Here is a 12,041-nt window from a genome sequence, read left to right on the forward strand (position 1 = left end):
CGCCGTGCTGTTGCAGAGGAGAAGGGCCCGCGCCGGTGCGCGGGCCCGCCGTGCGGGCGAACACACCGTCAACTGGGCCGACGGGCGCCTCCCCGTCTCCGAGGGCGGGGGGCTGCTGCGCAAGGCCTTCCCGGAACACTGGTCGTTCCTGCTGGGCGAGATCGCCCTGTACAGCTTCGTCGTGCTGTTGCTGACCGGGGTCTGGCTGACGCTGTTCTTCAAGCCCTCGATGACGGAGGTCGTCTACGACGGCTCGTACGAACCCCTGCTGGGCATGAGCATGTCGGAGGCGTACCGCTCGACCCTGGACATCAGTTTCGACGTGCACGGCGGGCTGCTGATCCGGCAGGTTCACCACTGGTCGTCCTTGGTGTTCCTGTCGGCCATCGGGGTGCATCTGCTGCGTATTTTCTTCACCGGGGCGTTCCGCCGACCGCGTGAGGTCAACTGGCTGATCGGCGTCACGCTCTTCGTGCTGGCGCTCGCCGAGGGCTTCGCCGGCTACTCGCTCCCGGACGACCTGCTGTCCGGGACGGGGCTGCGCATCGCGCAGGGGATCATGCTGTCCATCCCGGTGGTGGGGACGTACATCAGCATGTTCGTGTTCGGCGGCGAGTACCCCGGCCACGACATCGTGCCGCGGCTGTACTCGGTGCACATCCTGCTGCTCCCCGCGCTGCTGGTCGCGCTGGTCACGCTCCATCTGATCCTGGTGTTCTACCTGAAGCACACCCAGTGGGCGGGCCGCGGGCGCACCAACCGCAACGCGGTGGGCAAGCCGTTGTTCCCGCAGTTCATGACGAACTCCACCGGTCTGTTCCTCATGGTCTTCGGTCTCCTGACGGTGCTGGCGGCGGTGGCCGAGATCAACCCGATCTGGACGTACGGCCCCTACCGCCCCGACGTCGTCTCCACGGGCTCGCAGCCGGACTGGTACGTCGGTTTCCTGGAGGGCTCGCTGCGGCTGATGCCGCCCTTCGAGACGGCGGTGGCGGGCCACACCGTCATGTGGAACGTGCTGGTGCCGGCGGTTCTGCTGCCGGGCGCCCTGTTCGCGGTGCTCTACGCCTACCCGTTCTTCGAGCGGTGGGTGACGGGCGACCACGAGGAACACCACCTGTGCGACCGGCCCCGGGACAAGCCGGTACGCACCGGACTGGGCGTCGCCGCGATCGTCTTCTACGGTGTGCTGCTGCTGGCGGGCGGCAACGACATCCTCGCCCACACCTTCCACGTCTCGCTGAACCTGCTCACCTGGATCTTCCGCGTCTCCCTGGTGCTGGCGCCGCCGCTGGCCTTCGTCGTGGCCAAGCGCGTCTGCCTGGCACTTCAGGAGCGCGACCGCGAGCGTCTGACGGAGGGAGAGGAGACGGGCGAGGTGCACCAGACCCTCGCGGGCGGCTACGCCGAGAGCCACGGGCCCCTCGACCCCGAGGAGCGTTACGTGCTGCGGGCCCGCAGGCAGCCCGAGCCGCTCGCGCCGTCCGCGAAGGAGGGCGACGCCCCGCACGTGGGCCGACTGCGGGCGACGCTCAGCGAGTGGTACTACGGCGACCGGGTCGACGTCGAGGAGGCGGAGCCGGAGCGGGGGTCGGCACCGGAGGCGGCGGCACCGGCAAAAGCGCCGGAACGGGACGCCTACTCGGGCGAGCCGGAGCGCTGAACGCCCCGGTCGGCGTACTGGAAGACCAGCCCGCTGGCCCCCATGGCGAGCAGGCCGAAGCCGATCAGCGCCAGCCACAGGCCGAAGACGATGCCGAGCGCGAGCACCACGGCGGCCAGCGCGGTCGTGATCGGCCAGGCGCTGCGCGGCGGGAAGAAGTCGAGCGGGCCCGCGGTGTCCACGACCTCGCCCTCACCGCGGTCCTGCGCCCTCAGACCGCGCTTGCGGTACTGCACGCGCAGGAAGAACGCGACGAGCGAGGCCATGAGGAAGGCGATGACGAGCGCGGCGGTGCCGGCGGGCTCGCGCGACCACCAGCCGTAGAGCGCCGCCTCGACGCCGAAGAAGACCGCCACACCGGTGAAGAGACGGGATTCGGTCCTCACTGCACATGCCTCTGATCGTGTCGGGAGACGTCGGGGTGGTGCAGGTCGAACGCCGGGGACTCGGAGCGGATCCGGGGCAGCGACGTGAAGTTGTGGCGCGGCGGCGGGTTGCTGGTGGCCCATTCGAGGGAACGGCCGTAGCCCCAGGGGTCGTCCTGCTCGACCTTCTCGCCGTACTGGTGGGTGCGCCACACGTTGTAGAGGAACGGCAGGGTGGACAGCCCGAGGAGGAAGGCACCGATGGAGCTGATGGTGTTCAGCGTGGTGAAGCCGTCCGCGGCGAGGTAGTCGGCGTAGCGGCGCGGCATGCCCTGCTCACCGAGCCAGTGCTGGACGAGGAAGGTGGTCTGGAAGCCGACGAAGAGGGTCCAGAAGTGGATCTTCCCGATGCGTTCGTCGAGCATCTTGCCGGTGAACTTCGGCCACCAGAAGTAGAAACCGGCGAACATCGCGAAGACGACCGTGCCGAACAGCACGTAGTGCAGGTGGGCGACGATGAAGTACGAGTCCGTCAGATGGAAGTCCAGGGGCGGTGAGGCGATGAGGACGCCGCTCATGCCGCCGAGCAGGAACGTCACCAGGAACCCGCACGCCCACAGCATGGGGGTCTCGAAGGAGAGCGAGCCGCGCATCATCGTGCCGATCCAGTTGAAGAACTTCACCCCGGTCGGCACGGCGATGAGGAACGACATCAGGGAGAAGAACGGGAGCAGCACGGCGCCGGTGGCGAACATGTGGTGGGCCCACACCACCGCGGAGAGCATGGTGATGGCGATGGTGGCGCCGACCAGGCTGACGTAGCCGAAGATCGGCTTGCGGCTGAAGACCGGGATGATCTCGGTGACGATGCCGAAGAACGGCAGCGCGACGATGTACACCTCGGGATGGCCGAAGAACCAGAACAGGTGCTGCCACAACAGCGCCCCGCCGCCCGCCGCGTCGAAGACGTGCGCGCCGAACTTCCGGTCGGCCTCCAGCATCAGCAGCGCGGCCGTGAGCACGGGAAAGGCGGGCAGCACCAGGATCGACGTGAACAGGATGTTCCAGGTGAAGATCGGCATCCGGAACATGGTCATGCCGGGGGCGCGCAGGCAGATGATGGTGCTGATGAAGTTGACGGCGCTGAGCGTGGTCGACACGCCGCTCACCACCAGGCCCATCGTCCACAGGTCACCGCCCGGGCCCGGACTGAAGGTGGCGCTGTTCAGCGGTGCGTAGGCGAACCAGCCGAACGAGGCCGCTCCCCCGGGCGTCAGGAACCCCGCCACCACCATCAGGCCGCCGAACAGGTACATCCAGTACGACAGCGCGTTGAGCCGGGGGAACGCCAGGTCGGGGGCACCGATCTGCAAGGGCATGATGACGTTGGTGAACCCGGCGAACAGCGGGGTCGCGAACAGCAGCATCATGATGGTGCCGTGCACGGTGAACAGCTGGTTGTACTGCTCGTTGCTGAACAACTGCAGTCCCGGCCGGGCGAGTTCACTGCGCATCAGCATGGCCAGGACGCCGCCGAAGAGGAAGAAGCCGAACGACGTCGCCAGGTAGAGATGGCCGATCACCTTGTGATCGGTCGTCGTGGCCCACCGCACCAGTGCCCGGCCCAGTGTGCGGTTCGTCCGCCGCCGGGCCGGTGTCCGGCGCGGCGACTCGGTTCTTCTGTCCACCGCCATGCGGCGGAGAGTACCCAGGCGCCGTGGGCTCAGCCCCACGACCACGCCGAGGCCGGGACCGGGCGTCCGGCGGATGGGCCACCTGGCGCACGCGGGTGCGGACCGGACGGTTCCGGACCCGCACCCGTCTGCGGCGCTCGGGTTAAGGGGCGTCGAGCACGGTGCCGGTCAGCACCGGACCCTGTGGCTCACCGTCGTCGTCGGTGTTCTGGAATCCGATGTACTCCGTGGGCTCCGCGACCTCGTCGCCGATGGTGGGCACCGTCATCTCGGTCTCCGTCTCACCGGACGGGACGGAGACCCAGAGCGCGAAGTAGTCCAGCCGGGAGAGCGGGACCTCCCCCGCCGGGACCTCGCCCACCGTCTCGAGGAGCCAGTCGTGGTCGACGTCCTTGGTGGACAGCTCGGGACGGGTGTCGTCGGGGACCGGTAGCAGTACCGTGTACAGGTCCGCGTCGGCGGGCTCCGAGAGCGAGACCCGCCAGCGCAGCGGCTCCCCCTCGGTGACCTTGTCGGTGACGGGCGTCACGCTGATCTCCGGCATCGGGTCGTCCTCCCGCACCGTCACGCCGCCCGCGTAGGAGCCGACGACCGAGCCGTGTACCGCCTTGACCAACAGGTCGTGGTTCGCGTCGCCGCCGTAGCGCTTGTTGCCCGTCACCTTCACGCTCACGTCGACGAAGGGCTTGCCGGAGCGCACGGTGACCAGGCGCTCCTCGACCGCCGTGCCGAACCCTTCCATGACGTACATCCGGACCGTGCCGGTGCCCTTGCCGGAGACCCGCACCGGGACGTGGTAGGTGCGCACGCCCGAGTCGCCCTCCTCGACCGTCGTCCGGCCGACGTCGACGCGGGCCAGCGGGGCCGGGCGCACCCGGGGCGTGCCCGGCTGCCAGGCGTAGGCGTCCATCAGCCATGCCTTGCCCGCCCGGGAGCGGGGTGTCAGTTCCAGCGCGGTGACGCGGCGCAGGTCTATTCCGGCGCGGGTGGCGGCGGTGAGCGGTACGCGCAGTTCCTGCGCCCAGTAGGACGCGGTGCGTTCGCTGCCCGGGAGTCCGTCGGCGCGGACGGCGCCCAGGGTGGCACGCCGGCCGGTGGCGTCGGTGACGGCCACGTCGAGCCGGGTGCCGGTGCTGCCCGGCGGCACGATGACGCGCAGGGCGAGGCTCTTGGCACCCTTCAGGGAGACGGGGGTGCCGGGTCGGACCCGGGTCGCGGTGCCGGGGGCGGACCAGTCCAGGGCGACCGCGCCGCGGCCGGTCTCGCGTTCCGGCTGCCAGTAGGCGAAGTGCGGTGAGGAGCCGCGCGCGTCCTCGCCGAGGCAGGCGACGCCGGGGTCGGGGTCGACCGCCGAGCACAGGCGTCCGCCGCCGGTCACCTTCACGCCGCCGTCCGGCAGGAACCCGGCGCCGCGTCCGGCGCCGACCGCGTGGGTCAGCACCCGGGCCGGGTCGGCCGAGGGGGCGCGGCGGCCGGTGCCGTCGACCAGCTCGCGCACCCGGTCGTCACCGGCGACGAACAGCCGGGCGGCGGCGGCGATGTAGGTCGCGCCGGCCCGGTGCTGCTGCCCGGCGGTGAGCCGGGTGGGGCTGCCCGTCGAGCAGACCGGGTCGGGTGCCTCGGGGTCCGCCCAGAAGTCGTCGGAGGCGGGTGCCGCGGCCTGGCCGGGCGTCCATTCGCTGTTGAAGTAGTTGTGGTTGGCGCCCGTGATGTGCACCGCGCTGTGCAGCGCGCGGCCCCGGCTCACGCCACGGGTGCCGTCGACGTAGAGCTGCCCCTGGAGGTCGGAGACGTCGCCGTCGCAGCCCGGCAGGATCGTCAGGGACGGCACGTCGGGCACCGGGTTCTGGCCGAAGGCGGTGGGGCCGATGAGGACGGTGCCGCGGATGTTCCAGCGGGCCCGTCCCCGGTGGCCGTCCTGGGCCGCGGGCGGCGGGTACAGACTGTCCATCGCCGCCCGGTCGACGCCTTCGCCGCCGCGGGAGTGGCCGACGAGCAGGACCCGGGACAGGTCGGCCTTCGGGCCGCGGCGTACGGCGTCCGGGGCGGCGGAGGTCCCAGCGGCCCAGTCGGCCCAGCGGGCCAGGTGCGAGCGGACCAGTGACGAGCGGGCCTGGGCGCCGCCGTCCTCGAGGTCGCCGTCCTGGCCGTTGATGCCGTTGGCGGAGATCGAGACGGTCACATAGCCCTGGGAGGCCAGCAGTTTCTGGTCCTGGAGGTAGCCGCGGTGGCTGGGGATGGGCTCGGTGCCGTCGGTGCAGGGCCAGTCGATCGTGACGGCCTCCTCCCCCTGGCCGGGCACGTAGCAGGTGGCGTGCCGGCCGTGCAGGAAGAGCGCGAGGGGGCGCTTGCCGGTGCTGCCCTTCGGCGCGACGACCAGGCCGCGCATCTCGACCGGGGCGGACAGGCCCGGCAGCCGCACCGGGTCGAGCGTGTACTCGCCGGTGGTCGTGGCGAACCGGCCGGGCGTGCCCGGGTCGACGGTGGCGGCGGGGAGGAGGGGCGGGAGTTTCGCCGGGGGCGCTTCGGCGGGGCGGCGCTGTCGGGCGGCGGCTCCCGGTTCCCGGTCCAGCCGGCGGCCGGCGGCGCGGACCTGGAGGTCGGTGAGCCCGTGCGGTGCGTCCGGCCGGGTCTCGTCCAGGGGCAGGCGGAAGGTCCTGCCGTCGCGGTCCGGTTCGGGTACGCCGAGCAGGCGGCCGCCGGAGTGGAACTCCACCCGTGCGTCACCGGGCCGGACGGGCCGCGGGGAGCGCCACTGAAGGGCTCTCGCCGTACCGGTGCCGGTGATCCGCCAGCCGGGCGGCAGGTCGGCGGTGCCGTCCGGTGCCGCCCGCAGGGATGCGGCGCCGCCGGGCGGTTCCGGTGCGGCGTGGGCCGCGGCGGGCGCGACGCCCACCAGTGTCAGGGCCGCTGTCGCGGCGGCCCATATCGTTCGAGCACGTATCAAGAATCCGCTCCTCAACACCTCGGTGCTACCTCGGACCGGGGCAACGTCCTTGTGGACGCCCCCGGTTGGAGGAGGGGAGGAAGATCCTTGGGGTTGCCTGTGAGTCGACCCGAGCAGAGCCGAGCCGTCAGTCGCCGGCCCCGTCGGCGGTCGCGCCGCCGCTTGTGCCGGTCCCGGGGGCCGGGGCGTTCCTGAGGGGAGCAGCGCCGAGCGGACAGTCGTCGCTGGAGCGGCCGGCCAGTCGGCCGCCGGGCTGCTCCACGGTCACCTGCGCGCTGCCCAGTGCCGGGTCCTGGCGCAGCCGGGCGACGGCGACGGTGCAGGCCAGTTGGTCGACGGCGGTGCCGCTGAGGCTCCCGGCGCTCCGCGGCAGCCGGACGCTGACGCCGGTGCCGTCGGTGCGGATGGTGGGCGCCTCGGCGGCGGGCGGCAGTTCGGTGGTCAGCCCGCTCCTGCGCTCCTTGTCGTCGGGGCCCTTGAACAGCATGAGCAGGGTGCTGCCGAGGTCGGTCGCGCCCGGCACCGTGCGGTCCACCGCGACCAGGGACCCGTGCTCGACGAAGTAGAGCGGGATCTTGACCAGGGGCACCGCCTCGGGCGCGGACTCCGACGGCACGGAGGTGACGCCCGGGTCCAGGACGCCGGTCGCGGGTTCGCCCGCCTCGACCACTCCGGTCTCGGGGATGCCGCACGCGGAGAGCGGCAGCAGCGCCGCGAGCAGCAGCGGGACGGCGCGCGCGGACGGGTTCATGTGCGGTCCTCCTTCGCCGGGGGCGGCGTCGGGTCCTCCGTGGCGTCCGGGGTCAGCGGCAGGACGACCGTGAAGACGGCGCCGCCCTCGGGGTGGTTGGCCGCCCGGACGGTACCGCCGTGCAGGCGTACGTTCTCCGTGGTGATGGACAGGCCGAGGCCGCTGCCCTCGCTCCGGGCGCGGGCGTCGGCCGACTTGTAGAAGCGGTCGAAGACATGGGGCAGGACGCTCTCGGGGATGCCGTCCCCGCCGTCGCGGACCGTGACGACGGCCTGCCTTCCGGCGTGGGGGTCGTCCTGGGCGTGGAGGTCCAGGCGGACCGGGGGTGCGCCGTGCCGCAGGGCGTTGGCGACGAGGTTCGCCACGATCACGTCGAGGCGGCGCGGGTCGACGCGGCCGCGCAGCGCGCCCGGTTCCGGCAGGCCGGTCTCCACGGTGTCCTGCCAGCCGCGGGAGGCGAGGGTGCGGCGCAGGGACTCGGCGAGATCGATCTCGTCCAGGTGCAGGGCGGCCGCGCCCGCGTCGAACCGGGAGACCTCCATCAGGTCGTCCACCAGCGCGGCCAGCTTGGTGGTCTCCGCGCTGATCAGGCGTACGGCCGTCGCGGTGTCCTCGTCGAGTCCGGCCGCGTCCTCGTCCAGCACGTCCGTGACCGCCGACATCGCCGCCAGCGGGGTGCGCAGTTCGTGGGAGACGTCCGCGGCGAAGCGGCGGGCGCCTGCCTCCATGCGCCGCAGTTCCGCCACCGAGCCCTCCAGTGCCGCGGCGGTCTCGTTGAAGGTGCGGGAGAGATCGGCGAGTTCGTCGGAGCCGTGCACGGCGAGCCGGGTGTCCAGCCGCCCCTCGGCGATGCTCCGGGTCGCCCGGCGCAGCGCCCGCACCGGACGCAGCACGCCGCGGGCGGCCAGGAGGGCGATCAGGACGGCCAGGGCCAGGGCCGGCACGGTGGCGCGTTCGATGGCGGTGACCAGCGCGTCGACGTACCCCTGCTCCTCCCGCTGCGGCACCGTGAGGTAGACCTCGAGGCCGGAGGCGCGCCGCTCGGTGGTGTACTGGCCGGCGAAGGTGACGGGCATGCCGACGACCAGCGAGGAGTGGCCGTCGTGCGAGACCCGCTGGAACACGGTGGCCCGGCGGGAGCGCACCGACTCGCGCATGGCCGGGGACAGTTCCCCGAAGGCGTCCCCGGGGACGGACGTCGCGCTCGCCTCCCGGTAGGCGACCAGCACCCGCCACGGCTGTGACCGCCCGCCCCTGGACACGTCGCCGGCGAACGACTCCAGACCGGCCGCGTCGGGCGGGAACCGGTAGTTGGGGACCAGCGTGTTGACGCGGTGCCGGAACTCCTCGATCACCGTGTCCTGGCTCTGTTGCAGGACTCCGGTCCGTGCCTCACGGAAGGTCAGCGCACCGGTGGTCACCGTGGCCACGACCGCGACGAGGGTGAAGGTCACCACCAGCCGCAGGCGCAGCCCCATCAGCGCCCGCAGCACCCGGGGAATGCTCACCGGGGTCCGAACCGGTAGCCGAAGCCGCGCACGGTGTGGACGTAACGCGGGCTGCCCGGCGGTTCACCGATCTTGGCTCGCAGTCGCTTGACACAGGCGTCCACGAGCCGCGCGTCCCCGTGGTAGTTGTGCTCCCACACGGCCTCCAGGAGCTGCTGGCGGCTGAACACCTGCCCGGCCGAGGCGGACAGGGTGAGCAGCAGCCGCAGTTCGGAGGGGCCGAGGGCGACGGGCCGTCCCTGGTGGGTGACGGTCAGTCCGGCCCGGTCGATGACCAGGTCGCCGTGGTGTTCGGTGCGCGCGGGGCCCTGGTCGTCCGCCGTGCCGCCCACGCGGCGCAGCACGGCGCGTATACGTGCGTCCAGTACGCGGGCGCGGACCGGTTTGACGACGTAGTCGTCGGCTCCGGACTCCAGTCCGACGACGATGTCGGTGTCGTCGCCGCGGGCGGTGGCCATGATGATCGGCACCTGGTCGTGGGTGCGTATGCGACGGCACACCTCCAGGCCGGACATGCCCGGCAGCATCAGGTCGAGGACCACCGCGTCCGGACGGAACGACCGGAGCTGCTCCAGTCCGTCCTCGCCGGTCGCGGCCGCGGCGACCTCGTGCCCCTGCCGGCGCAGGGCCAGTCGCACGCCGTCCCGGACGGCGCGGTCGTCTTCGATGATCAGGACCCGTGGCATGCAGCTCAGTATGCGTGCGTACGGATGGGAGACCACGTGCGGGTGACGGCTGTTACACAGCGGTCCAAAAGCCGTCCACGGACGATCACACGCCCCGGGCACCCTTGGTGATCATGAACGAGCGCCGTCGACCGACTCCCCCGCCGTCCTCCGCCACGGGCCGCCGCCGAGGCGGCAGCCGCTCCCGACGCCGAGGCGGCAGCCGCTCCCCTCGCCGGGGCCGCGGCCGCCCCCGCCTGCTGTGGCCGGGGCTCGCGGCCGGGGCCGTCCTGGTGCTCGCCGGTGGTCTGGCCTTCAAGGGGGCCACGGAGCCCTCCGGCGGCTCCACCGACACGGCCGGTGCGTCCTCGGCGTCCCAGCGGCCCGAGTCGCCCACGGCCGGCGGGACGGAGGAGGCGCCGAAGGACGGGCCCACGGCCACGTCGGCGAAGGAGAAGGAGAAGAAGAGGCAGAAGGAAAGCGAGGAGGAAGGGGACGCGAAGGGGAAGGAGGAGAAGCCGGACCCCGACTCGATTCCGGCGTCCGGGCCCGGGACCTTCGCCACCGCGGGCGGCGGCGGTGACCGGGTCGGCGGGAGCGAGCGGACGCTGACGTACGTGGTGCAGGTCGAGGACGGCATCGGGATCCCGGCGCAGGACGTCGCGGCCGAGGTGGAGCGCGTCCTGGCCGACGAGCGGGGCTGGACGGCCGACGGGAAGGTCGGGTTCCGCCGGGTGTCCGGGGGCGCGTCCGACTTCCGGGTACGGCTCGCCACGGCGGGGACGGTGGACGACATATGCGGTCAGTACGGCCTGGACACCGGTGGCGAGGTCAACTGCAACGTGGGCCAGGACGTCATGGTCAACCTCAAACGGTGGCTGCTGGCCACGCAGTACTACGCGGACGACGTGACGTCGTACCGGGCGCTGATCATCAACCACGAGGTGGGGCACTTCCTCGGCCACGGCCATGAGGGCTGCCCCGGGGCGGGACGTCCGGCGCCGGTGATGATGCAGCAGATCAAGGGCCTGCACGGCTGCCGCACCAACGTCTGGCCCTACGACGCCGAGGGCCGTGCCGTCACCGGCCCGGCGGTCGGCTGACGGTGTCGCCGTCGGGCTTTCCGCAGTCCGGGTTGCGGCAGGTGCCGGGGCCCCAGGCCGGTACGTAGATCCCCAGCGTCTTGTGCCGGTGGATCTCGGCGGGGACACGGTGGCCGCAGACCGGGCAGGTGTCCTCGTACGTCGCGTCGACCTGCCGGGTGGCGGTCCGCGTCGTTGTCGTCTTCTGCGTCTGACTGTTCATGACGCCCACACCCACGCTCGTGAGAGCTTCCGCATGCCTGTACCTCTACTTTACGGCGCCCCGTACCCCGCGGCTCACGACGGGTCACGGGCTCAGCGGTCCTCGGTCACCGGGGTGGGCCGCATCGCCTCGGTGGGCACGCCGTTGGCCCTGGCCGCGTCGGCGAGTGCCTGGGCGGCGGCCTCCGCGGCCTGTGCCGTGTCGTTGGCCGCCTGGGCGGCCCCCTCGTCCGCCGCCGGGCTCTCCCGGGTGGCCGGCGACTGCGGCAGCGCTTCGGTGAAGGCGCGGGACACCCCCTGGAGCGCGGAGGTGACCTCGCTGGGGATGACCCAGAACGTGCTGCCCGAACCCTGCGCCAGCTGGGGCAGCACCTGGAGGTACTGGTAGGCGAGGAGCTTGGGGTCGGGGTCGTTGCGGTGCACGGCCTGGAAGACCTCGTCGATGGCCCGGGACTGCCCCTCCGCCTTGAGGATCTCGGCGGTGCGGTTGCCCTCGGCGCGCAGGACGGCGGCCTGCTTGTCGCCCTCGGCGGTGAGGATCTGCGACTGGCGCTGGCCCTCCGCGCCGAGGATCGCGGCCCGCTTGTCCCGCTCGGCGCGCATCTGCTTCTGCATGGCGTCCTTGATGGACTGCGGCGGGTCGATCGCCTTGATCTCCACCCGGTTCACCCGCAGCCCCCATTTTCCGGTGGCCTCGTCGAGCACCCCGCGCAATTGGCTGTTGATGGTGTCGCGCGAGGTGAGGGTCTTCTCCAGGTCCATGGAGCCCACGACGTTGCGCAGGGTGGTGACGGTGAGCTGCTCGACCGCCTGGAGGAAGTTCGCGATCTCGTAGAAGGCCGCGCGCGGGTCCGTGACCTGGAAATACAGCACGGTGTCGATCTCGACGACCAGGTTGTCCTCGGTGATGACCGGCTGGGGCTTGAAGGAGACCACCTGTTCGCGCAGGTCGATGACCGGGTAGACGCGGTCGATGTACGGGATGACCACGCTGAGTCCGGGTTTCAGCGTGCGGTGATAGCGGCCGAGCCGTTCGACGTTGCGGGCGCGGGCCTGCGGCACGATGCGCACCGCCCGTATCACGGTGAAAACGGCGAGAAGCGCGACGATCACACCGGCGATGAGGAAAGCCGTGGCTTCCATG

10 protein-coding genes are annotated in these 12,041 nt (G+C 72.0%); 2 read left to right on the forward strand and 8 right to left on the reverse strand.

Annotation, left to right across the window (positions count from 1 at the left end; all coding sequences use genetic code 11):
- Window positions 1-4 precede the first annotated feature (4 nt).
- Window positions 5-1,663 (forward strand): cytochrome bc1 complex cytochrome b subunit, encoded by a 1,659-nt coding sequence (gene qcrB, locus ACZ56V_RS16225; protein WP_468942824.1) that lies wholly within the window; start codon window positions 5-7, stop codon window positions 1,661-1,663.
- On the opposite strand, the gene ctaF is transcribed toward qcrB, so the two are convergent.
- From ctaF to ACZ56V_RS16255, 6 genes are all read right to left on the reverse strand, one after another.
- Window positions 1,639-2,049 carry an aa3-type cytochrome oxidase subunit IV gene (gene ctaF / locus ACZ56V_RS16230; protein ID WP_467384017.1) on the reverse strand — a complete coding sequence of 137 codons (411 nt, stop codon included), beginning with the start codon at window positions 2,047-2,049 and terminating at the stop codon, window positions 1,639-1,641. The genes qcrB and ctaF overlap by 25 nt on opposite strands.
- Window positions 2,046-3,722, reverse strand: coding sequence for an aa3-type cytochrome oxidase subunit I (ctaD, locus tag ACZ56V_RS16235; RefSeq protein ID WP_467384015.1), 1,677 nt, complete (start codon window positions 3,720-3,722; stop codon window positions 2,046-2,048). Before ctaD ends, ctaF begins: the two co-directional genes overlap by 4 nt.
- Window positions 3,723-3,864: 142 nt before the next feature.
- The gene (locus ACZ56V_RS16240; protein WP_468942827.1) at window positions 3,865-6,669 is read right to left on the reverse strand and encodes an alpha/beta hydrolase; all 2,805 of its coding nucleotides are present in this window, start codon (window positions 6,667-6,669) and stop codon (window positions 3,865-3,867) included.
- 127 nt (window positions 6,670-6,796) lie between these two features.
- On the reverse strand, window positions 6,797-7,420 hold the full coding sequence (locus ACZ56V_RS16245; protein ID WP_468942830.1) for a hypothetical protein: 624 nt from the start codon (window positions 7,418-7,420) through the stop codon (window positions 6,797-6,799).
- Entirely contained in the window at window positions 7,417-8,898 is a 1,482-nt protein-coding gene (locus ACZ56V_RS16250; RefSeq protein WP_398910377.1) for an ATP-binding protein, read from the reverse strand. Before ACZ56V_RS16250 ends, ACZ56V_RS16245 begins: the two co-directional genes overlap by 4 nt.
- Before the next feature lie 26 nt (window positions 8,899-8,924).
- Window positions 8,925-9,614 (reverse strand): response regulator, encoded by a 690-nt coding sequence (locus ACZ56V_RS16255; protein ID WP_468942833.1) that lies wholly within the window; start codon window positions 9,612-9,614, stop codon window positions 8,925-8,927.
- A gap of 113 nt (window positions 9,615-9,727) precedes the next feature.
- Between ACZ56V_RS16255 and ACZ56V_RS16260 the strand changes: the two genes are divergently transcribed.
- Complete coding sequence (locus tag ACZ56V_RS16260) at window positions 9,728-10,696, forward strand: DUF3152 domain-containing protein (RefSeq protein WP_468942836.1); 969 nt, start codon at window positions 9,728-9,730, stop codon at window positions 10,694-10,696.
- Here ACZ56V_RS16260 and ACZ56V_RS16265 read toward each other — a convergent pair.
- Both ACZ56V_RS16265 and ACZ56V_RS16270 read right to left on the reverse strand, forming a co-directional pair.
- The gene (locus ACZ56V_RS16265) at window positions 10,674-10,898 is read right to left on the reverse strand and encodes a hypothetical protein (protein ID WP_467384008.1); all 225 of its coding nucleotides are present in this window, start codon (window positions 10,896-10,898) and stop codon (window positions 10,674-10,676) included. The two genes, ACZ56V_RS16260 and ACZ56V_RS16265, sit on opposite strands and share 23 nt — an antisense overlap.
- Window positions 10,899-10,990: 92 nt before the next feature.
- Window positions 10,991-12,040: an SPFH domain-containing protein gene (locus ACZ56V_RS16270; RefSeq protein ID WP_398910289.1), complete on the reverse strand. Its 1,050-nt coding sequence runs from the start codon at window positions 12,038-12,040 to the stop codon at window positions 10,991-10,993.
- Window position 12,041: the final 1 nt, after the last annotated feature.

The sequence above is a fragment of the Streptomyces sp. NPDC034099 genome (assembly GCF_055575415.1).